Source organism: Yoonia sp. (genome assembly GCF_046498525.1).
In the GTDB taxonomy this organism is placed as follows: domain Bacteria; phylum Pseudomonadota; class Alphaproteobacteria; order Rhodobacterales; family Rhodobacteraceae; genus Yoonia.
This window is the reverse complement of record NZ_JAWOAN010000151.1, coordinates 15,390-36,097: the sequence shown is the minus strand read 5'-3', so window position 1 is coordinate 36,097 and position 20,708 is coordinate 15,390. Positions and strand designations below refer to the sequence as shown.

Here is a 20,708-nt window from a genome sequence, read left to right as displayed (position 1 = left end):
AACGCGCGACCTTCGCGTCCTGAGTTCGCTCATCGAGGAAACCCGGGGCAATCTGGCGCGTGGATATGCCTTGGAAGAAGAGCAGGTGGTGCGCACGATCAGCGACACCTGCACAGCGCGCAACGAGGAGGGCGAGGTCTTTAGTTTCCGCTGCCCGAAAACAAAGACCTTCACAAGAACGGTTCCAGTTGCCATCGACCTGAATGCAGAACGCGCAAAGCTGGTGTCGCTGGAGCAGCGTCTTGTGGAAATGCAGACTGCCTCTAATCAGGCCATAGCGCAGTGTATCGCGATCTATCCTGAATAATCAGTGTGCGGAAACCGCCGCGGGGTCGATCAAGGTACGCCCGCCATCAACGGTGATGATCTGTCCCGTGACAAAGGCAGAGGCGTCGGATGCAAGATACTGCACCGCGTCTGATACTTCACCGGGGCTCGCGATCCGGTGCAGCGGTGTACTGTCGACGATGGCATCGCGCACGTCGTCGTGATCCTTCAGTGAGCCTTTCAAGCTGGCACTCATCACGCTGCCAAAGGCTACCGCGTTCACGCGAATGCCGTGCGGTGCCAGTGCCACAGCCAAGGATCGCGTCATCTGGTCAGACGCAGCGGAACTGACCGAATAGGCCAGCAAATCCGGATGTGTGCGACGCGCCGCAATCGAGCTGAGGTTGACGATAGATCCGATAGTCTCACCCGCTTCGCCTTCTGCCTGCTTGATCATCCTGCGGGCGACCGCTTGGCTGACGCGGAGTGCTGTCATCGCATTTTGCTGAAGCAGTTCTTCGACCGAGTTGTCATCTGGATCCAGCGGATCCGTTTCCATGACCTGTCGCGATGCATTCACCAGAATATCCACCCGTTCGAACGCATCAATGGTCGCAGACAGCAGGTTTGCGATCGTCAACTTCTTGCGCAGATCACCCGCGAAAATGCGGATGTTCTCTTCCTTGCCCGCTTCCTCGCCAATCTCGTGGCACAACGTCTTTTCGTCCATGTCGGCGAAAACAACATTCGCACCCATCTTCGCAAAATGCCGCCCGATAGCCAGGCCCACACCATTGGCGGCCCCTGTGACAATCGCAGTCTTTCCGGAAATCGAAAATGACATCAGAACTCTCCCTTGCGCCGATCAGCGTTGCGGCCGGTTGGCATGAAACACCTTGAACGCACCATTGCCACCGATCACATCCACATTGCGGAAACATTCGGTGAGTGTCGCCTCATAGGGCAAATGGCGGTTTGCCACCATCCACAGCTTTCCATGGGGGGCAAGCAGGCGAGCAGCCGCCTGAATGAATATCCGGCCCAAACCGGGATCAGAGGCGCGGCCAGCATGAAACGGCGGGTTCATGACAATCCCATCGTATGCTGCCGCCTCATGGCGGGTCGCATCACCCCAGACAAACGACACACGAGTATCGTCCACGTTTAATCTGGCACAGGCAAGCGACAGCGCCTCTGCCTCGATCAGATCCAGTGATTTGACGCCGGTGCGGGCCAGAACCGGCGCGGCCAGATATCCCCATCCGGCCCCCAGATCAGCCATGCGCGCTGGCAATTTGGCGGGCAGAAGCTCTGCAAGCAGCGCCGATCCGGCGTCTACCGCACCGTCTGAAAAGACACCTGCCGTTGTGTAATAACCATGCGGCCCCTTAGCTGGCGGCGGGGTGGCCCAATCCGCAAAAGCGTCCGTGGCTGCGAACCAGAATATCCGCCCATGCCCTTTTGTCAGAGATGGCAGGTCACCAAGAACTTTGCGGCATGACTTGAAGAGACTATCGACACCATCGGTCTTTTGGCCATCAACAATCACCAGATCAGCCTTGGCACATGCCTCTGCCACCATCGCGCGGGCCAGCGCCTTGGCGCGGGGAACAACCACGATGGCAACACAGACACGGGCCAAATCCTGAGTTACCGGATAACCCGCCCCTTCCCACGCCGCATAGTCCGGAAAAAACCCATGAACGATCTGCACTTCACCGCGCGGCAGTGCCGCAACATCATATGTTGCCGGAGGACGCATTATGGCAATGTTGCCGACAGGCAACGCAATCATGCCGTCTTGAAGGGCGGTGCTTAGGCGGGATTGGGACATCAGGGGGCGAACAGCGACGGCGCGCTATTCTTTCTCCATCGTGCATTGGAGAGGGTGCTGATGACGCTGTGCAAAATCCATGACTTGAGCAACTTTCGTCTCGGCAATCTCGTGACTGAAAACGCCGACAACCGCGACGCCCTTCTTGTGAACTGTCAGCATCAACTCGAACGCTTGGGCATGGGACAGGCCAAAAAACCTTTCCAGCACATGCACGACGAATTCCATCGGCGTAAAATCATCGTTCAGGATCAGAACCTTATACATCGGCGGGCGCTTTGTCTTTGGCTTTGTCTCAAGCGCAACGCCGACACTGCCGTCGTCATCGCCCTCTTTCTCGGCCATCATGTAAAACTCTGCTAGCATGTCGAACGCCTTGTTGGGTTGCTGTTATATATAAGGCACACAGTACACATGAAAACCCCATCAAAACACAAACGGGAATTGGGCGCGACACAGCACAGTTTCACCTATCTTGGGGCTATACCACCGACCCTAACAACATATAGATTGAATGCACGATAAACCCTGCGAAAGTCTTTGAATTTAGGGTATTTTCCGAAAACCGGACTTATGCTAGCGTCTTCAACAAGAATAAGGCCACCGGAAAAATTCGGGGTCATCGAGGCAGAAAAAGAGGCAAGCGACGTGACAAGTCGTCTGGGACACCGGGCCCTCAGCGGGCTATTTCTATGTTTACTTATGGTATCCATGTCGCTCGCATCTGCGCGCGCGACAGCGGCACCCTATGCCGCGATGGTCATGGATGCGCGCACCGGCGAGGTCTTGCATTCGCGCAATGCCGACACCCAGTTGCATCCAGCATCGCTGACCAAGATGATGACGCTCTATGTGGCGTTTCAGGCCATCGAACGCGGCGAGATCACGCTGGATACACCTGTGCGCATCAGCAGCAATGCCGCATCCGAACCCCCTTCGAAACTGGGTTTGCGCTCTGGGCAGACCATTCGCCTGCGTTTTCTTTTGCGTGCCGCCGCCGTGAAATCTGCCAACGATGCCGCAACAGCGATTGGCGAAGCAATTTCGGGATCAGAAGAAGCCTTCGCCACACGCATGAACCGGACCGCCAGAGCGATGGGCATGCGCAACACGAATTTCCGCAATGCAAACGGCCTGACGCAATCAGGGCACCTGTCGACTGCCCGTGATATGACGCTACTGGGTCGCCATGTGATCTATGACTTTCCGCAGTATTATAACCTGTTCTCGCGCCGTTCGGCCGATGCCGGTATCGCGACTGTGCGCCATACAAACCGCCGCTGGCTGGATAGCTATGCAGGTGGTGACGGCATCAAGACCGGCTACACACGGGCTGCGGGTTTCAATCTTGTCGCTTCTGCCCAGCGCGGGCAGGAACGTGTCATTGCGACTGTCTTTGGCGGGTCATCCACCTCGGCACGCAATGCGCGGATCACCGAACTGATGGAAATGGGCTTCAACCGCGCCCCTTCGCGCGCCACGATCCGCCGCCCCAACCCACCTGCTGCCATGCTGACAAGCTCGAACGACAGCGGGCAAGTCAACGCCGGCAAGATCGTCCGTGTCAGCGGCCTGATTACGCGGAGCATTCGCCCCACCGCGCGGCCAACAGAAGCGCCCGCTCAGGAAGAGATCCTTGTTGCAGCAGTCGATACCGATGTGATCAATGCGGTCATCGCCGATTCCGTGAACACCGCCATCGCTGAGGCAGTCGGGGCGGTAACCCCGAAACCTGTACCCACCCAAGTGGCAGCAACAGAGGCGCCTGCCGTCACACCCGTCCCGCGTCCAACGACCGAAACGCAGGTCGCCGCACTCACCCCGCAAACCACAACAGCGGATACAGGCCCCGAAGTCGTCACCCGTATCTCCACCTCGGGCGGACGGCACTGGGGGGTCAACGTCGGGCGCTACAATACGCGCTACGATGCCGAACGGGTCTTGCTGCAGGTTGCCTTGAACGAGATGAGCACGCTTGACGGGTCACTTCGTCGCGTCATGCAACGTTCAGGCGGGTTTGACGCAAATTTCATGGGATTGACACGCGAAGGGGCCGATCTGGCCTGTCGGCGGCTACAGGCTCGCGGTACAACCTGCTTCATGATCGGTGCTGACGGGTAAACGGCACGGCCGCTTTAGGCCACTTTGCCTGCGAACGCCGCCGCCATCAGCGCACGGGTATATTCCGTTTGCGGCGCATCAAAGATTGCATCGGCATCGCCTGCCTCGACCACATCACCCTGCTTCATTACCATCACCTTATGTGACAACGCGCGCACGACCTTGAGATCGTGGCTGATGAACAAATAGGCCAAGCCGTTCTTCTGCTGCAATTCGCGCAGCAAATGTACGATCTGGACCTGCACGGTCATGTCGAGCGCAGATGTGGGTTCATCGAGGATCAGCAGTTTGGGCCGCAGGATCATCGCACGTGCAATCGCAATGCGCTGGCGCTGGCCACCGGAGAATTCGTGCGGGTAACGATCCATCAAAGACGGATCAAGCCCCACCTCGCCCATGATCTCGGCCACCATATCGCGGCGGTCGCGCCCCGGTGCAACGCCATGCACGCCCAGACCTTCGGCGATAATCTCGGCCACGGTCATACGCGGGCTGAGCGAGCCGTAAGGGTCTTGGAACACGATCTGCATGTCACTGCGCAGCGGACGCATCTGCCGTTGGTTCAGACGGTGGATATCCACACCTTGAAAGGCAATCCGGCCTTCCGACCTGATCAGCCGCATCACGGCCAGCGCGAGGGTCGTCTTGCCAGAGCCGCTTTCCCCCACAACGCCGAGCGTTTCGCCTGCATGTACCGTCAGTGTCGCGTCGTTGACCGCCTTTACATAGCCCACGGTCCGCTTGAGCAGCCCACGATGAATCGGGAACCAGATCTTTGCACCTTCAGTTTCCAGGACAACAGGTGCGTCAGCTTGTACAGGCACAGGCACACCGGTTGATTCCGCCGCCAGAAGCATCTGGGTATAGGGGTGCTTCGGGTTCTTGAACAATGCAGCCGTCGGCCCCGACTCTACAATCAAACCATCCTTCATCACACACACCCGATCCGCAATTTTGCGCACAATCGTCAGGTCATGCGTGATGAAGAGCATCGACATGCCCTCATCGCGTTTCAGGTCCGCCAGCAGATCCAGAATTTGCGCCTGAATTGTCACGTCCAATGCGGTCGTCGGTTCGTCCGCGATCAACAGTTCCGGGCCATTTGCCAACGCCATCGCGATCATCACGCGTTGGCGCTGGCCACCCGAAAGCTGGTGGGGATATGCCCCAAGGCGGCTTTCCGCATCACGGATACCCACGCGGTTCAGCAGTTGCACGATACGTTCGCGCACGGCTGCACCCCGCAAACCCTGATGCAGCTCAATGCTTTCCGCCAACTGCTTTTCCAGCGTGTGCAGCGGGTTGAGCGAGGTCATCGGTTCTTGGAAGATAAAGCTGATGTCATTGCCGCGCACACGGCGCAGGGCCGCTTCATCAGCGCCGACCATCTCTTCGCCGTCGTATTTGATGGAACCGGCCATGACGGCGCTATCGCCCAAAAGCTGCACCGTCGAGAGCGCCGTGACAGATTTGCCGGACCCGCTTTCACCAACGATAGCGACAGTTTCACCCTTTTGCACCTGAAAGGACACGCCCCTGACGGCATGGATTGTGTCGCCATCCTGCCGGAAAGCGACACGTAGATTCTGGACATCAAGGACCGGAATACTCATCGTCCATGGGTTCCTGTCGCCTGCGGTTCGGTCTCGAACACGGTCTCATCTGCAATGACCTTGCCGTCCGCCACAAAGGTTTTTCGCGGATCAAAGGCGTCGCGCACCCCTTCAAAGACAAAGACCAGAAGCGACAACATAATCGCAAATGTAAAGAACGCGGTGAACCCGAGCCAAGGCGCTTGCAGGTTTTGCTTGGCCTGCAATGTCATCTCACCCAAGGACGGGGCCGAAGATGGCAGACCGAAGCCCAGAAAATCAAGCGAAGCCAAGCCACCAATCGCGCCGGTTACAAGAAACGGCAGCATTGTCAGCGTCGCCACCATCGCATTGGGCAACATGTGGCGGAACATGATCGTGCGGTCGCGCACGCCCAGCGCCTTGGCTGCACGGACATATTCCAGATTACGGGCGCGCAGGAATTCTGCCCTGACCACCCCGACAAGGGCGGGCCATCCGAACAGCACTGTCAAGAACACAAGAAGCCAGTAACTGCGCCCCAGTATCGCAAAGACGATGATGATGACGTAAAGCGACGGCATCCCTGTCCATATCTCGATAAAGCGCTGGAAGATCAGATCGGTCCAACCGCCAAAATACCCCTGCACAGCCCCCGCCATGATCCCGATAATCGAGGCTGCTATCGTGACGGTCAGCGCGAAAGTCACCGATAATCGGAACCCATAGATTACGCGGGCAGTGACGTCGCGCTTGGTATCGTCCGTGCCCAGCCAGTTTTCCGGGCTGGGTGGAGCAGGTGCCACACCAGCCACATCGACGATGGTGTTGTAAGAATAAGGAATGACCGGCCACAGCATCCAGCCGGCCTGAAAATCACCTTCCAGTGTCTGGCCTGCATCGACGGCTGCGATCAGCTCTTCTGGGTTGTCGAAACAGTCTTCAAGGCCACCGGTGACAATCAGACAATCCACCTCTGGTTCGCCATAGCCAGCCTCTGTCGGAAAATCGCCGCCAAAATCGCGCTCTGAATAAAAGCTGAAAATCGGCATCCTGATCTCACCGCGATAGCTGACGGCGATGGGTTTGTCGTTGGCGATGAACTCCGCAAAGATCGACAGGCCAAAGAGCACACCAAAGATCACCAGCGACCAGAACGCGCGCGTGTTGCGGCGAAAGTTGCGCAGGCGGCGCTGGTTCAGCGGTGACAGGAAAGGACGCTTGGCCATCAGTTTCGCGCCTCGAAATCAATGCGCGGGTCGATCAGTACATAGGTCAAATCCGTGATGATCCCCACGACAAGGCCGATCAGCGAAAAGGCGAAGAGTGTACCAAACACGACAGGATAGTCGCGGGCCACTGCCGCCTCGAAACCCAGACGCCCCAGCCCGTCCAGCGAGAACAGCGTTTCGATAATGAGCGAACCGCCAAAGAATACGCCGATAAAAAGCGCCGGAAATCCCGAGATCACGATCAACATCCCATTGCGGAAAACATGACCATACAAGACCCGCCGTTCCGACAGCCCCTTGGCGCGCGCCGTGATCACGTACTGTTTTTTGATTTCGTCCAGAAAGCTGTTCTTGGTGAGCAAGGTCAATGTCGCAAAGGCCGAAATCGTGGATGCGAGCACCGGCAGCGTGATGTGCCAGAAGTAATCGAGGACCTTGCCGATCATCGACAGCTCTTCGAAATTGGCAGAAGTCAGACCGCGCAGTGGGAACAGCCGGAAATAGGACCCACCGGCAAAAAGCACGATCAGCAGGATGGCGAACAAAAATCCCGGGATCGCATAGCCCACGATGATCGCGCCGGATGTCCACGTATCAAAGGGCGTCCCGTCTTTGACGGCCTTCTTGATGCCCAGCGGAATCGAAATCAGATAGGCGATCAACGTAGACCACAGGCCCAGCGTAATCGACACCGGCATCTTTTCAATCACCAGATCGAACACGCTGATAGAGCGGAAGTAGCTCTCGCCGAAATCGAAGCGCATATAGTTCCACATCATGTTCAGGAAGCGTTCAAGTGGCGGCTTGTCAAAGCCGAACTCGCGCTCAAGATCAGCGATGAAATCGGCAGGCAAACCGCGCCCTCCGATATAATCGCTATCCCCGCCATCGACCAATTCGCTGCCGCCGCCGGAGATGCCTTCAAACACATCACCTCCGCCCTCAAGCTCGGCCAAAATCTGTTCGATCGGCCCGCCCGGTACGAATTGCGTGAGAGAAAAGTTGATGATCATGATCCCCAGCAAGGTGGGGATTACAAGCAACAAACGCCTGAGGATATATGCGCCCACTTCAGTGCCCTATTGGAACGCACCGGCGGCGCGAAGCGCCTCGGCTGTTTCAGCGTCATACCACCAGTTGTCGAGAGGCGACAACGCCAGCGGCGGAATTTCGGCGAACCGGTACATGTCATAGTATGCGACCGTGTGGACACCCTTCTGCCACTGCGGGATCCAGAATCTTTCGGCCCGCAGCACACGGTCCAGCGCGCGGGTGCGAATCTTTAGATCTTCAAGTGTTTCGGCGACCACAATATCATCAATCAAACGGTCAACTGCGGGGGATTTCAGACGCATTGGATTGCGGGAACTGTCCTCTGCAGCCTCAGACCCAAAGAACTGGGCAAGTTGCTGTCCCGGCTCGTATCCCTGCCCGAGCGAGGCATTTACAATGTCAAAAGCACCCGTGCGGCGACGCTCGATAAACTGCGCGGTATCCACCCGCTCCAGCTTTGCATCCACGCCAAGGCGCTTGAGGTTTTCAACGATCGGATTGATGATGCGGTCGAACTGGGGAGACCGCTCAAGGAAACTCACCTCAAGCAACTGGCCGTCCTTGCGGCGCATCCCGTCTTCGCCCGCAATCCAGCCCGCCTCATCAAGCAATGCCGATGCCGCACGCAGTTGTCGGCGGTCAAGCGGACGATCTGATGTGGTCGACGCGGGCGGCAGAACTGCCTCTTCGATCAGGATCGCGGCATTCAAAAGCCCCTCGTCGACCAAGGGCTGCAGAATCGCGATCTCTTCGGGCGATGGCACGCCGACGGCCTTGAGGTCGGAGTTGTCCCAGAACGACTCTGGACGCTCGTAAAGGCCATAAAACAAGGACGCGTTCATCCATTCAAAGTTCACCATCAAGGTGATGGCCTGACGCACGCGCTGATCCTGAAATTTTGTCTGGTTCAGATTGAAGACGAACCCCTGTCCGGTTCCGATCGCGCCGTCCTGCAGCTCCTCGACCTTGACCCACCCGTTTTGGCGCGCGGGAAAGTCATAGCCTGTGGCCCATTGCAGCGAACTGTTTTCATTGCGGAAGGCATAGACGCCAGATTTGAAACCTTCGAAGGCCGCGCCACTGTCGGCAAAGTATTCAACGCGGACGCTCTCGAAATTATTGCGGCCCTGATTGATGGGCAAGTCGGCACCCCACCAATCAGGATCATAGCGATAGATGATCTGACGCCCGATATCGACCTCTTCCAACTGGTAAGGCCCCGTGCCCATGAAGGGGGCATCCGCAGTTTCATCCAGCCTTACGGCATTTTCCTCGAACCAGGCCCTTGACCACGCCGATGTGCCACCCGCCCAGGTGACGACATCGCGGCGCGGTGCCTGATCTGTAAAGTTGAAACGGATGCGGTGGGTATCCAGCACCTCAACGCTATCGATGAATTGCGAATAGACGCTGCGGTACTCGGTAATCCCCTGCTCCAGCGGCATTTCGAACGAGAATTTGATGTCCTCGGCGGTCATCGTTGTGCCGTCCCAGAATGTCACGTCATCGCGCAGGTTGAAGATTACCCAATCGCGACTGTCGGGATATTCCAGCGTGTCGCAAAGGTAGCAATAGGCACCATAGGGATCGTCCAATGTGGAGATCAGGATGGACTCATACCCGATCGTGGCAAGCGCCGCCGGCACGCCCTTGCGGGTGTAAATATTGAAGCTGTCAAACGTGCCCTGCGCCCACTGCGAGAACTCGCCGCCCTTGGGCGCGTCGGGGTTCACATAATCAAGAACCGAATCCGGCCCATATTTCAATTCGCCGAAATTGGAATACCCGTGGCTGACTGTCACGTTCTCATGGCTATCCGCAAGGACCGCCGACGCTGTCCAGAGTGCCGCGATGCAGATGACTGACCCAAGTGCCCAAGTTTGCAACTGTCGCGCGGGTGCGTCGTTGGACTTTGCTTTTGCGACGGATCGGACTTGCTCTTGCATTCGTATCTCCGGTTTGTGCGTCATCAATACTCTACATGAAGTAAATGTTCTGTTTGGCAAACATTCAAGTTGAGTTTGCGTGATCACGCGGCTTATCGGCTGTAACATTGAACAAAAAAAGGCCGCCCCGAGGACGGCCTTGCTGCAAAATCCGGAAACTGCGCTTATTCGCCAATCGTCGCAAGATAAGCGATGAGGTTCGCCCGATCCTCGACATCGCGCATACCGTTATAGCTCATGGCCGTACCGGGGGCGTAGCCGCGGGGGTTTTCAATGAATGCGTTCAATTCTTCGGGTGTCCAGACTTCGGCAGCTTCGATCAATGCGCCGGAGTAGTTGAAATCATCATAGTACTGCACAGGGCGGTTCACGACACCGTAAAGGGCGGGGCCCGTACCGTGTTGCCCGGGTTCAAGCGCGTGACAGGACCGGCAGCCGCGCCACAGGCCTTCACCATCTTCCGCGCTTGCAGATGCAAATATAACCGAGAACGGCACTTCTTCGACAGCTTCTTCCGGCTGGTCTTCGGCATCTTCGACTTCGATCACATAGGCCTGCTCACCTCCATGACCGCCAGCGTGATAAATCTCTTCGGCAAGCCAAGCACCAAGCAGGAAAATAAGCAAAGTGCTGCAAAGACCGCCGATAACCTTGGTCATTGTCATTGTGTCGAACATGTCGCGTTCCATTCAGTTCAAAGTTTTTGGTTATGTACCCGCTTCCCACACCGGGTTGCAAGGTATAGTGCCGCGACCAAACGCCCATTTTTTACGGGTGACGACACGGAGGCCACAGTGATGTCGCAAAAAATCGCATTCCAAGGTGAATTGGGGGCCTATGGCCACGAGGCATGCGTGACAGCGCGCCCCGCCTACGACCCTCTGCCCTGCCCTACATTCGAAGCCGCAATCGAGGCCGTGCGCAATGGCGCGGCCGATCTGGGCATGATTGCCGTCGAGAATTCCACCTATGGCCGGGTTGCGGACGTCCACTCCCTCTTGCCCGAAAGCGGCCTGCACATCGTGGATGAGACATTCGTGCGAGTCCATATCAACTTGCTGGGCAAAAAGGACGCGGTGCTGTCCGACATCAAAGAAGCACACGGCCACCCCGTCATTCTGCCGCAATGCGGTGTGTTCCTGCGCGCACATGCAATCACGCCGCGCACCAGTTCCGACAACGCCCGCGCGGCGCGCGAAGTGGCTTCGGGTGATGATCCGAGTAGTGCCGCACTCGCATCAGAACTTGCGGCGGATATCTACGGCCTTAAGGTTCTTGCCCGTCATATCGAGGACCACGCGCGCAACACCACGCGTTTTTTGATCATGGCCCGCGAAGCTGACTATTCGCGTCGGGGTCCGTCCGGCATGATGACCAGTTTTGTTTTCCGGGTGCGCAACATTCCGGCAGCTCTTTACAAGGCGATGGGGGGCTTTGCGACAAACGGCGTCAACATGACCAAGCTTGAAAGCTACATGGTGGGCGGCGATTTCAGAGCAACCCAGTTCTACGCGGAAATCGAAGGGCACCCCGATGATTCCAACGTCAAACTGGCAATGGAAGAACTTGGCTACTTTACCGACCACCTGCTTGTCATGGGCGTTTATCCTGCCGCAGCACGACGACATGAAAGCGCAGAGGAATAGGGCATGATCATTCGCAAAACTCTGTTTACAAAAGAAATCATCACGACCGACGAGATGGGAAAATCCTGCACGCCAATCGTGCGGGCCGCGGCAATGGTCGTCGTCAAGAACCCGCTTGCCGGCATTGCCAAAGACGATCTGTCCGTCCTGTTTGGTATTGCCGAAGAGTTGGGGCCGATCCTGACCGAAGAGCTGGTCAAAATGCTTGACGGTCCACCGGTTTGTTATGGAAAAGCCGCGATGGTCGGTGCAAGTGGCGCGATGGAACATGGTGCCGCAGTTCTGCACCCCAAGCTGGGCGCTCCGGTACGGGCCGCGATCGGCGGTGGCAAGGCCTTGATGCCTTCCAACCACAAGGTTGTTGCCTTGGGCGGCCTGATTGATCTGCCACTCGGCCATAAGGACGAACCTTGGTCGTTTGACCACATCGACACAATGACCCTTTGCGTGCCCGATGCCCCGCGCGCAGGTGAAATCGTCTTGTGTATCGGCCTGTCCGACGGTTCTCGTGTTCATCCGCGCGTGGGCAAAGGACCCGGCCCTTCCTGAGACGATCCACTATAGTCCGCGCCGGTAGGCATCCTCGACGTTTTCGGCATAGTCCAGCACGCGTGCCTGAAATCGCTTGTGCATCGTGCTCCGCGCCAACTTGAGCGATTGCAGGAGCACGCGGGCGGTCAGTGTCTTTGCGCGCAGATCAAATGACACCATAATTCGCGTGCGCGTGGCTGAGAGGGCGACAAGCTCGATCTGCGACGTTCCAACCAGACCATCAGACTGGCATTCGATTTCGATCACCTGTTCCGGCTCCAGCTTGGTCAGTTCCGCCTGCACCTTGCGCGCCCGTCCCCGAAACGCGAATGCGATATCCCATATCGTTCCGACCACGGCGTCGCCTTCGGCACGGCGGCTGATGTCGATGCCATGCCGCAAAGCGCGCCGTTCATAACTGGCAAAATCGCTGACCTGCTCGTGTACATAGGCAATGGGTGCTTCGATATCTTCGCGTGTGCTCAGCTTCATGGGTGTTTGTTCCTATTGCAGGCTAGTCAAGCCGATCCGACAGCCATGCCTCAAGCAGGAAATGTGCAATCGCACCTTTGCGGGCAGGCAGTAGTTTTGGGTGGTTTCCGACAAAGGCATCCGCCATGTCCTCGCGCGTGACCCACATGGCGTCTTCGATCTCTTCGGGATCAATTGTGAGGTCTTTATTCAGCGCATCCCCCGCACAGCCCAACATCAGCGATGCCGGAAAAGGCCAGGGCTGGCTGGACAGATAAGACACCGCGCCCACGCGAATACCAGCTTCTTCGAAAACCTCGCGGCGGACGGCGGCTTCAATGGTTTCACCGGGTTCGACAAACCCCGCCAGCAGCGAATACATCCCTTCCGGCCATCCCGGCGACCGCCCGACAAGAACAGAATTACCATGTGTAATCAACATGATGACCACAGGATCAGTGCGCGGGAAATGATGTCCGCCACACGCGGCGCAATCGCGTTGCCAGCCGCCCATCGTCATTTGGCTTTCGCCCCCACACCGCGCGCAAAATCGGTGCGAACGGTGCCATTCCATGACTGCCTTCGCAGTCGTGGCAAGCTCTGCATCACGCGGCGACAGGCGCGTCATGACAGCGCGGAGTTCCGCAAAAGCCGCATCGGCAATCGCAGGGTGCTGTTGCAGTGACGGATCAAGAAAGCTGTTAAGCGTCTCCGCTTCCGGTCCCGCAGGCTCCCATTGCGAAAAATCGGCGGCAAACACGGGCGCCCCGTCCTCACGCCCCAGAAAGATCATCGCAGGTGCTGCATCATCCATGACAGGATGGTCCATCGGAACGCGCAGCAACTCATCGCCCGAAATCATTGGTTTACCGCGCCACAAAAGCACGGCGTGCGCCTGTTTGTGTGTCTTTAGGCTCTCGCTCTGGCCACGCATTTCTGCCGCGCGATCAAGCCCTGAACCACCGAATGTTACTGTCTCTGCATCCTTCATCGCGCCGAAATGCCATGGACGCCGCCTAAGTGCAATTTTTTCCGGAAATATGGCGTAGCGGCCCAACTTTATTCACGCTAAGGTTGCAAAATGCAGGCAGTGAGTTCATCAAGTTCAAGTGATTCAACAGGCACGTTACGCGTGATCGAGACGACGGATCTGCACGCGCAGCTGCTGGATTACGATTACTTCGCGGATCGTACCGACACCAGTATCGGTCTGATCGGCCTTGCGGATCAGATTACGGCGTTGAGGGGTGAAAAAGGGGTCTCCACTCTTCTTTGCGACAACGGTGACTTGATCCAGGGGAACCCGCTGGCCGATCATATCGCAGAGCATTGGAGGCCGGGGCAAACACATCCGATGATCGCAGCTCTCAATCTGCTAGGGTATGATGCCTTCAACCTTGGCAACCACGAATTCGACTATGGGCGTGAAGTTCTTGAAGGCGCGCTGTCGAAAGCCGATTTCGCGATTGTCAGTGCCAATATTACGTGCCGCAAAGGGCGCGCATTGGCCAAACCCTTTTGCATCCAAGATCGGGTAATTCGTTGCCGTGATGGACAATACCGCCCCATCAAAATCGGGATCACAGGATTTGGTCCCCCGCAAATCGCGGATTGGGATGATCAGGGGAATAATCTCGATATCAGGGTTCTCGATATCGTTGATGCCGCGCAGAATGTCGTACCTGAAATGCGCGCCGCAGGGGCTGATCTGATCATCGCGCTGTGCCATTCAGGCATCGGTGCCGCACAACATCTTCCGCGTATGGAAAACGCGGCGCTCCCGCTTGCAGGGGTCGATGGCATCGACGTTCTGCTCATGGGGCACACGCACGCAGCATTTCCCGATCCTGCAATCCCGGATACGGCCAACGCAGACTATACAGGCGGTCGCCTGCACGGAAAACCGGCGGTCATGGCCACGTTCTGCGGCAAATCACTGGGTGTCATTGATCTCGACTTGCGATGGGACGGTGCCAGATGGCTGATCGCAAATCACAAGACCTACCTTAAGAAAGCCCGAGGGCCCGAAGGTGAGGTCAGCACTTTGCGCCACAAATTGAGCGCCCTTGTCGCCAAACCGCATAGCGCCACGCTCGCTACATTGCGCGCACCCGTCGCGATGACCGACATACCGATCTTCAGCTATTTCGCCACCGTCCAACCGGACCTCGGCCAACAACTCTTGGCCCGCGCAATGCAGCAATCCCTTGAAAAGGCGCTCGCCGGCACCGCCTATGCACAATTGCCGGTCCTTGCGGCAAACTCACCCTTCCGTTGTGGCGGGCGCAGCAGCTTGGGGCATTTTATCGATATCCCGGCAGGCCCGATCACCCTACGGGATGCGGCGGCTATTTTTCCCTTTGCGGACACGCTCTTTGCCGTCAGGCGCACCGGCAAACAGATCAGACTCTGGCTGGAACGGTCTGCGGCCCATTACAACCAGATGCAGGAAGGCCAACAGAACCAACGGCTGATCAATCCGCAAAGCGCAGGCTACAATTGCGATAATATATTCGGGCTATCGTATCAGATCGACCTTGCAAAACCAGCGCGTTTCGATACGAAAGGCCGCGAAATAGACCCCGCAGCGACACGGGTTTTAGCGCTCACATACAAAGGCAAAGGTGTCACTGATGAGGACTGTTTCATCGTCGCGGCCAGCAGTTTTCGCGCACAGGGCGGTGGTAGCTTCCCTGTGATCACGCCAGCGGACATCGTGTACAGATCCAAGCAATCCCTGCGCCAGCACCTGATCCAACACCTCGCGGAAACCGGCACAATCGACACGCCCGCCGAGCCTGCGTGGTCTTTTGCCCCGATTCCGCAAACGACAGCCGTTTTTGCAAGTGCCCCGGCAGCCCGGCAGCATATGAGCGGGCCGATCGAACACATAGGCCGCGGCAAGGATGGTTTCGATGCCTACCGGATCCGTTTCTGACATCTTGCGAAGACGGGGGACTCAGCCTATATGTCTGCGTGAGAGGTTGGCGCGGGCGAGCGCCTCGCCAACCTGGTCAGGTCCGGAAGGAAGCAGCCATAACGAGCCCCGCTTGGGTCGTTGTCAGCCTCTCACCTTCGATTTGCAAGGCAAATTGAAGGGTATGGAAATCATCCAGCAAAGGAGGATGTTTATGATTGTCGCAACAAACACCCTCCCGGTTCGGGCGCGCTGAAGCTATTTCCGCCCCCTCGTCCGGTTCCCGCTGACGCACCATCGCCAGCGAACCGTAGCCCTTTGACGAGGACAGTTCATTGACAGAATTGACGCGCGAAGCCCTTGGCTGGTCGCCCTTTTACATGTCCCAGCTTGATCTTGAAGAGTTGGAAACTCTTACCCCTGCCCGCATCGCCACGGTCCACCGCGACCGGGTCGTGGGCTTTTCAGAACTTGGCACGCTGGAGCTGACGCTCGACCCCGGGATCACGACAGCCGCAGTCGGCGTCGGTGATTGGGTGCTCTGCGCCCCCGACCAACACCGGCTGATCCGCGTCCTTGAGCGGCAGACCGAACTGACCCGCGGGACAGAGTATCACACCGGTGAAAAACAATTGATTGCCGCCAATCTTGATACGCTTTTCATCACCTCATCGTGCAACAACGACTTCAACCCTGCACGTCTGGAACGCTATCTGGCGCTTGCGCATGACGCAATGATCACGCCGGTGATCGTGCTGACCAAGGCAGACCAAGCAGATGATCCTGGCGTCTATATTGATCAAGCGCGGGTCTTGGGCCGCAATCTTGAAGTCATCGCCATGGATGCCAAGTCCGGCGATGTTGCGGCATTGCTCGCGCCTTGGTGCGGCAAGGGCCAGACTGTCGCGCTGGCTGGCTCCTCCGGTGTGGGAAAGACCACAATTGCCAACGCGCTGACCGGTGGGGATGCCGCCACCCAAGCCATTCGCGAGGATGACGCGCGCGGACGCCATACGACAACAGGACGCTCGCTGCACCGGATGGGCAGTGGTGGCTGGCTGATCGACACACCCGGTATGCGCGGGCTTGGGGTGGCTGAGGTGGCCTATGGAATTGATGCGACCTTCCCCGAGATTTCAGAATTGGCCGAGCAGTGCAAATTTCGCGACTGCGCGCATGAATCGGAGCCGGGTTGCGCGGTGCAGACCGCAATCGCGGCAGGCAACATTGATCCCGAGCGCCTAAAGCGTTTCAAGAAACTCAAACGCGAAAACCAACTCGCAACCGAGACAATCGCACAAGCGCGTGACCGCGGGCGCAAGCAGGGCAAGATCTATCGCTCGGCGATCAATAAAAAGGACAAGTAGCGCTTTGCGCAAGGACAAGGTGTATCATGCCCCGCTTTACCCTTGCCATGCCCAGTTCATCTGATCATCGGTTTCCACGGCACAGGCGCGCACTCCGCGCAAGCGTATCAAGGCCTTGTCCGGCGCCTCTCCGCTGGCAATCATCAGCCGGAGCACCATCATCCCCGACCGCCCGCAGCCGCCAAAGCAATGCACCAGTACGCGGCCCTTTTGCCTCAAAACCGCAAGCACTCGTTCGCGCACCTGCGGCCAATTCATATCATCCGGCACACCGAAATCTGTAACCGGCAGATGCAACCAACCGATCCCTTCATTCCTCAGGTCCTCTCCGAGTGTCCCTGCGCCCTTGCGCTCCAGCTCGGCCAGTGTCGTCATCGTAAGGACCAGATCAGGCCGCCACTGCATCAGATGCTGCCAATCGGTATAGTAATGACGCGTCCGTCCCGGCATCGGTGAAAGCGCCAGTTCGCCACCGCCCACAGGCAAACGATAAATCGCAAACTCTATCATCGGTTCCCTCTCTGCATTGCGGTGGACCATTCAGTATCACCTGCTTACTCTAACGTAACGCGCGAATCCCATCCGAAGGCAACCATGACAGATCAGCCGCAATACCAAGTGCTCGCTCGCAAATACCGGCCCGAAACCTTTGCCGATATGGTCGGGCAGGACGCGATGGTGCGGACACTGAAGAACGCCTTCGCCGCAGACCGGATCGCGCAGGCCTTTATCATGACAGGCATTCGCGGCACCGGCAAAACGACAACGGCGCGGATCATTGCCAAGGGCATGAACTGTATCGGACCGGATGGTACCGGCGGCCCAACGACCGAACCCTGCGGCAAATGCGAACACTGTGTGGCCATCATGGAGGGCCGCCATGTGGACGTGATGGAAATGGACGCCGCCTCGAATACGGGTGTCGCCAATATCCGCGAAATTATCGACAGCGTGCATTACCGCGCCGCCTCTGCGCGGTTCAAGGTCTACATCATCGACGAGGTGCATATGCTCTCGACAGGGGCATTCAACGCGCTGCTTAAGACGCTTGAAGAACCGCCCGCGCATGTAAAATTCATTTTCGCCACGACGGAAATCCGCAAAGTGCCGGTAACGGTGCTGTCACGCTGTCAACGTTTCGATCTGCGCCGGATCGAACCGGAAACACAAATCGCGCTCCTGCGCAAAATCGCTACTGCTGAACGGGCCGAAATTACGGACGAGGCACTCGCCTTGATCACACGCGCTGCCGAAGGATCGGCCCGCGACGCCCAATCACTGCTTGATCAGGCGATCAGCCACGGCGCAGGTGAAACCACTGCCGATCAAGTACGCGCGATGCTTGGTCTGGCGGATCGGGGACGCGTGCTCGACCTTTTTGACATGATCCTGCGCGGCGAAGCTGCCGCCGCCCTGACCGAGCTTTCGGGGCAATACGCCGACGGGGCAGACCCGATGGCCGTCTTGCGTGATCTGGCCGAGGTTTGCCACTGGATCAGTGTCATCAAGATCACGCCGGAAGCCGCCGAAGACCCCACCATCAGCCCCGATGAACGCACACGCGGTCAGGCGATGGCGTCTGATCTGCAAATGCGAGTACTTTCTCGCATGTGGCAAATGCTGCTGAAATCGCTGGAAGAAGTGGCGATGGCCCCCAATGCGATGATGGCCGCCGAAATGGCCGTGATCCGTTTGACGCATGTGGCCGATCTGCCGTCCCCAGAAGAACTGGTGCGCAAACTGCAAGACGCAACCCCGCCACCGGCAGGTCCATCAGGCAGCAGGCCAGCGCCTCAAGCTGGCAGCACCAATGCAATGAGCCACGCGCCAGCGCCCACACATTCCGGCCCAAGTGGCCCTTCAGCGTCCGGCGCACAGACTGCCTTGGCGATACAAACCGACGCCCTGCAACACTACGCTCGGTTCGAAGACGTCGTTGAACTGATCCGTACGCACCGCGATGTGAAACTGCTGGTCGAGGTCGAAACAGGCCTGCGCCTTGTCAGCTATCAACCCGGCCGGATCGAAGTAAACCCGACACCCAGCGCCGCCCGCGACCTTGTCGGGCGTCTCGGTGCAAGGTTGCAGGCTTGGACGGGTAATCGCTGGGCCATCAGCGTGGCGGACGGCGGTGGCCCGACAATCGCCGAAACACGTGACGCGGCAGAAAACGCACTGCTGCAAGAGGCTCGGGAGCATCCGCTGGTAAAAGCCGTGATCGCGGCTTTCCCCAAGGCAAAGATTACCGAAATCAGAACCGAGGCAGAGAAAGAGCAAGACGCGCTCACCGATGCGTTGCCCGAAGTGGATGATGAATGGGACCCGTTCGACGAAGACTGATATCGGGGGCTGCATTGATTTGTCCGGCGCCCGCATGGGCGCAGGCCTGCACCTTGCAGCGCCCGAACTGGGATGGCACACCAGTGACCGCAGTCGGTGAATTTCTTTATTTGCTGCAAACCCCGATCGTTCTGCTTTTGGTCATTGCCACGGCTCTTGCCATCCGGTTTCGCAGCGAATGGGGCGGATTGGCCGTTGTCGTCGGTTGGAGCCTGTCAACTTTTCTGGCAACAGGTTGGGGCAGCGATGGAACGACCCGCACAGCGGCAATGGATGAAGGCTGCATCGGCAATGCAACGCTGTTCATCCTCGTTGCTACTATGGTGTGTATCGGTGTAGTGCTCTACACTGCGCCCTTGAAGCGGCACAAGATATAACAGGAGATCAGCGATATGCTCAAAGGACTTGGCGGGCTTGGCGATATGGCCAAGATGATGAAGCAAGCGCAGGAAATGCAGGGCAAAATGGCCGAGATGCAGGAAGACCTTGAAAATATCATTGTCGAGGGCGTCAGCGGTGCCGGTTTGGTCAAGGCGACAGCGACGGCCAAAGGCGAACTCAAGGGGCTCGATATCGATCCGTCGATTTTCAACGGCGACGACAAGGAGGTCGTTGAAGACCTGATCCTTGCGGCAATCAAGGACGCGCAAAGCAAGGCGACTGAACGCGCACAGGAAGAAATGAGCAAGATGACCGAAGCGCTTGGCTTGCCACCGGGTATGAATCTGCCTTTCTAGACAGCAGATAATTTTCGGCGAAAATTCCCTTGAGGGCCGAACAAATTTCACAAGATTTGTTTGGCCCATGTGAGCATAATGACAAACGGCACAGACGACCTCGACAATCTGATTGCGCTGATGGCAAAGCTGCCGGGGCTTGGTCCCCGTTCAGCCCGGCGCGCGGTGTTGCATCTGATCAAGAAACGGTCGCTGGTCCTGCTTCCTTTGGCGGATGCAATGCAGCGGGTGGGTACAACAGTACGCGAATGTTTGAATTGCGCGAACATTTGCACGACGGATATCTGCGATATCTGCAACTCGGAGAAGCGCGCTATAGGACAGATCGCCGTTGTCGAAGACGTGGCCGATCTTTGGGCGATGGAACGCAGCGGGGTGTTCAAGGGGCGTTACCATGTGCTGGGCGGCACCCTATCGGCACTGGACGCCATCGGCCCCGAAGAGTTGCGTATCCCCAAGCTGATCGACCGGATCAAGACGGAAAACGTGACAGAGGTTATCCTCGCCCTGGCAGCCACGATCGACGGCCAGACCACCGCACATTACATTGCAGATCAACTGCCCGGCATGACTGTGACATCACTCGCGCAAGGCGTGCCGGTGGGTGGCGAACTGGATTATCTGGACGATGGCACGATCACGGCCGCCCTCAACGCGCGCAAAGCACTTTGACAA

The 20,708-nt window shown here is 57.7% G+C and carries 21 protein-coding genes and 1 other RNA gene; 11 read left to right on the top strand and 11 right to left on the bottom strand.

Features of this window, described 5'->3' with window-relative positions:
• Positions 1–307: hypothetical protein (locus R6T97_RS10125; protein WP_410349173.1), on the top strand; the 307-nt coding region annotated here is incomplete at its 5' end.
• Here R6T97_RS10125 and R6T97_RS10120 read toward each other — a convergent pair.
• From R6T97_RS10120 to clpS, 3 genes are read right to left on the bottom strand one after another with little or no spacing between them, the layout of a single operon-like run.
• Positions 308–1,111 carry an SDR family NAD(P)-dependent oxidoreductase gene (locus tag R6T97_RS10120; protein ID WP_410349172.1) on the bottom strand — a complete coding sequence of 268 codons (804 nt, stop codon included), beginning with the start codon at positions 1,109–1,111 and terminating at the stop codon, positions 308–310.
• 21 nt (positions 1,112–1,132) lie between these two features.
• Positions 1,133–2,101 (bottom strand): class I SAM-dependent methyltransferase, encoded by a 969-nt coding sequence (locus R6T97_RS10115; protein ID WP_410349171.1) that lies wholly within the window; start codon positions 2,099–2,101, stop codon positions 1,133–1,135.
• 24 nt (positions 2,102–2,125) lie between these two features.
• Complete coding sequence (clpS, locus tag R6T97_RS10110) at positions 2,126–2,467, bottom strand: ATP-dependent Clp protease adapter ClpS (protein ID WP_410349170.1); 342 nt, start codon at positions 2,465–2,467, stop codon at positions 2,126–2,128.
• Positions 2,468–2,803: 336 nt separating this feature from the next.
• Here clpS and R6T97_RS10105 point away from each other — a divergent pair, with 336 nt between their 5' ends.
• Complete coding sequence (locus R6T97_RS10105; protein ID WP_410349174.1) at positions 2,804–4,222, top strand: serine hydrolase; 1,419 nt, start codon at positions 2,804–2,806, stop codon at positions 4,220–4,222.
• A 14-nt stretch (positions 4,223–4,236) separates the two neighbouring features.
• Here R6T97_RS10105 and R6T97_RS10100 read toward each other — a convergent pair whose 3' ends face one another.
• The 5 genes from R6T97_RS10100 to R6T97_RS10080 all read right to left on the bottom strand — a co-directional run bounded on the left by R6T97_RS10100 (position 4,237) and on the right by R6T97_RS10080 (position 10,701).
• A complete protein-coding gene (locus R6T97_RS10100; protein ID WP_410349169.1) occupies positions 4,237–5,835 on the bottom strand; it encodes an ABC transporter ATP-binding protein in 1,599 nt (532 codons plus the stop codon).
• Entirely contained in the window at positions 5,832–7,022 is a 1,191-nt protein-coding gene (locus R6T97_RS10095; protein ID WP_410349168.1) for an ABC transporter permease, read from the bottom strand. The genes R6T97_RS10100 and R6T97_RS10095 overlap by 4 nt, the downstream gene beginning before the upstream one ends.
• A complete protein-coding gene (locus R6T97_RS10090) occupies positions 7,022–8,095 on the bottom strand; it encodes a microcin C ABC transporter permease YejB (RefSeq protein ID WP_410349167.1) in 1,074 nt (357 codons plus the stop codon). Before R6T97_RS10090 ends, R6T97_RS10095 begins: the two co-directional genes overlap by 1 nt.
• Positions 8,096–8,104: 9 nt before the next feature.
• Entirely contained in the window at positions 8,105–10,024 is a 1,920-nt protein-coding gene (locus tag R6T97_RS10085) for an extracellular solute-binding protein (RefSeq protein ID WP_410349166.1), read from the bottom strand.
• Between the two features lie 164 nt (positions 10,025–10,188).
• Positions 10,189–10,701, bottom strand: coding sequence for a c-type cytochrome (locus tag R6T97_RS10080; protein ID WP_410349165.1), 513 nt, complete (start codon positions 10,699–10,701; stop codon positions 10,189–10,191).
• Between the two features lie 120 nt (positions 10,702–10,821).
• On the opposite strand from R6T97_RS10080, the gene R6T97_RS10075 reads away from it, so the two are divergent.
• Together R6T97_RS10075 and R6T97_RS10070 are read left to right on the top strand one after the other, a co-directional pair.
• Positions 10,822–11,670, top strand: a complete 849-nt coding sequence (locus tag R6T97_RS10075; protein WP_410349164.1) for a prephenate dehydratase — start codon at positions 10,822–10,824, stop codon at positions 11,668–11,670.
• Positions 11,671–11,673: 3 nt separating this feature from the next.
• Positions 11,674–12,219 (top strand): amino acid synthesis family protein, encoded by a 546-nt coding sequence (locus tag R6T97_RS10070; RefSeq protein WP_410349163.1) that lies wholly within the window; start codon positions 11,674–11,676, stop codon positions 12,217–12,219.
• Positions 12,220–12,228: 9 nt separating this feature from the next.
• Here the strand turns inward: R6T97_RS10070 and R6T97_RS10065 are convergent, their stop codons facing one another.
• Both R6T97_RS10065 and nudC read right to left on the bottom strand, forming a co-directional pair.
• Complete coding sequence (locus R6T97_RS10065; RefSeq protein ID WP_410349162.1) at positions 12,229–12,693, bottom strand: SRPBCC family protein; 465 nt, start codon at positions 12,691–12,693, stop codon at positions 12,229–12,231.
• A 22-nt stretch (positions 12,694–12,715) separates the two neighbouring features.
• Entirely contained in the window at positions 12,716–13,663 is a 948-nt protein-coding gene (gene nudC, locus R6T97_RS10060) for an NAD(+) diphosphatase (protein WP_410349161.1), read from the bottom strand.
• 90 nt (positions 13,664–13,753) lie between these two features.
• On the opposite strand from nudC, the gene R6T97_RS10055 reads away from it, so the two are divergent.
• From R6T97_RS10055 to rsgA, 3 genes are all read left to right on the top strand, one after another.
• Positions 13,754–15,610: a bifunctional 2',3'-cyclic-nucleotide 2'-phosphodiesterase/3'-nucleotidase gene (locus R6T97_RS10055; RefSeq protein WP_410349160.1), complete on the top strand. Its 1,857-nt coding sequence runs from the start codon at positions 13,754–13,756 to the stop codon at positions 15,608–15,610.
• Positions 15,611–15,649: 39 nt separating this feature from the next.
• Positions 15,650–15,747: signal recognition particle sRNA small type (gene ffs / locus R6T97_RS10050), an RNA gene on the top strand.
• Between the two features lie 177 nt (positions 15,748–15,924).
• Positions 15,925–16,956 (top strand): ribosome small subunit-dependent GTPase A, encoded by a 1,032-nt coding sequence (gene rsgA, locus R6T97_RS10045; protein WP_410349159.1) that lies wholly within the window; start codon positions 15,925–15,927, stop codon positions 16,954–16,956.
• Between the two features lie 36 nt (positions 16,957–16,992).
• Here rsgA and R6T97_RS10040 read toward each other — a convergent pair whose 3' ends face one another.
• The gene (locus tag R6T97_RS10040) at positions 16,993–17,466 is read right to left on the bottom strand and encodes a protein phosphatase (RefSeq protein WP_410349158.1); all 474 of its coding nucleotides are present in this window, start codon (positions 17,464–17,466) and stop codon (positions 16,993–16,995) included.
• A gap of 84 nt (positions 17,467–17,550) precedes the next feature.
• On the opposite strand from R6T97_RS10040, the gene R6T97_RS10035 reads away from it, so the two are divergent.
• The 4 genes from R6T97_RS10035 (at position 17,551) to recR (ending at position 20,705) form a co-directional block, all read left to right on the top strand.
• Positions 17,551–19,296 (top strand): DNA polymerase III subunit gamma/tau, encoded by a 1,746-nt coding sequence (locus tag R6T97_RS10035; RefSeq protein ID WP_410349157.1) that lies wholly within the window; start codon positions 17,551–17,553, stop codon positions 19,294–19,296.
• Positions 19,297–19,349: 53 nt separating this feature from the next.
• Positions 19,350–19,673, top strand: coding sequence for a hypothetical protein (locus R6T97_RS10030; protein WP_410349156.1), 324 nt, complete (start codon positions 19,350–19,352; stop codon positions 19,671–19,673).
• A 15-nt stretch (positions 19,674–19,688) separates the two neighbouring features.
• The gene (locus R6T97_RS10025; RefSeq protein WP_410349155.1) at positions 19,689–20,033 is read left to right on the top strand and encodes a YbaB/EbfC family nucleoid-associated protein; all 345 of its coding nucleotides are present in this window, start codon (positions 19,689–19,691) and stop codon (positions 20,031–20,033) included.
• Positions 20,034–20,111: 78 nt separating this feature from the next.
• Positions 20,112–20,705: a recombination mediator RecR gene (gene recR, locus R6T97_RS10020; RefSeq protein ID WP_410349154.1), complete on the top strand. Its 594-nt coding sequence runs from the start codon at positions 20,112–20,114 to the stop codon at positions 20,703–20,705.
• The last annotated feature ends 3 nt before the right edge of the window (positions 20,706–20,708 follow it).

Excerpts from the sequence above, each read along its gene's own strand:
- R6T97_RS10120 (WP_410349172.1), bottom strand. The coding sequence starts at position 1,111 with ATGTCATTTTCGATTTCCGGAAAGACTGCGATTGTCACAGGGGCCGCC.
- R6T97_RS10115 (WP_410349171.1), bottom strand. The coding sequence starts at position 2,101 with ATGTCCCAATCCCGCCTAAGCACCGCCCTTCAAGACGGCATGATTGCG.
- clpS (WP_410349170.1), bottom strand. The coding sequence starts at position 2,467 with ATGCTAGCAGAGTTTTACATGATGGCCGAGAAAGAGGGCGATGACGAC.
- R6T97_RS10105 (WP_410349174.1), top strand. The coding sequence starts at position 2,804 with ATGGTATCCATGTCGCTCGCATCTGCGCGCGCGACAGCGGCACCCTAT.
- R6T97_RS10100 (WP_410349169.1), bottom strand. The coding sequence starts at position 5,835 with ATGAGTATTCCGGTCCTTGATGTCCAGAATCTACGTGTCGCTTTCCGG.
- R6T97_RS10095 (WP_410349168.1), bottom strand. The coding sequence starts at position 7,022 with ATGGCCAAGCGTCCTTTCCTGTCACCGCTGAACCAGCGCCGCCTGCGC.
- R6T97_RS10085 (WP_410349166.1), bottom strand. The coding sequence starts at position 10,024 with ATGCAAGAGCAAGTCCGATCCGTCGCAAAAGCAAAGTCCAACGACGCA.
- R6T97_RS10080 (WP_410349165.1), bottom strand. The coding sequence starts at position 10,701 with ATGTTCGACACAATGACAATGACCAAGGTTATCGGCGGTCTTTGCAGC.
- R6T97_RS10075 (WP_410349164.1), top strand. The coding sequence starts at position 10,822 with ATGTCGCAAAAAATCGCATTCCAAGGTGAATTGGGGGCCTATGGCCAC.
- R6T97_RS10070 (WP_410349163.1), top strand. The coding sequence starts at position 11,674 with ATGATCATTCGCAAAACTCTGTTTACAAAAGAAATCATCACGACCGAC.
- R6T97_RS10065 (WP_410349162.1), bottom strand. The coding sequence starts at position 12,693 with ATGAAGCTGAGCACACGCGAAGATATCGAAGCACCCATTGCCTATGTA.
- nudC (WP_410349161.1), bottom strand. The coding sequence starts at position 13,663 with ATGAAGGATGCAGAGACAGTAACATTCGGTGGTTCAGGGCTTGATCGC.
- R6T97_RS10055 (WP_410349160.1), top strand. The coding sequence starts at position 13,754 with ATGCAGGCAGTGAGTTCATCAAGTTCAAGTGATTCAACAGGCACGTTA.
- R6T97_RS10040 (WP_410349158.1), bottom strand. The coding sequence starts at position 17,466 with ATGATAGAGTTTGCGATTTATCGTTTGCCTGTGGGCGGTGGCGAACTG.
- R6T97_RS10035 (WP_410349157.1), top strand. The coding sequence starts at position 17,551 with ATGACAGATCAGCCGCAATACCAAGTGCTCGCTCGCAAATACCGGCCC.
- R6T97_RS10025 (WP_410349155.1), top strand. The coding sequence starts at position 19,689 with ATGCTCAAAGGACTTGGCGGGCTTGGCGATATGGCCAAGATGATGAAG.
- recR (WP_410349154.1), top strand. The coding sequence starts at position 20,112 with ATGACAAACGGCACAGACGACCTCGACAATCTGATTGCGCTGATGGCA.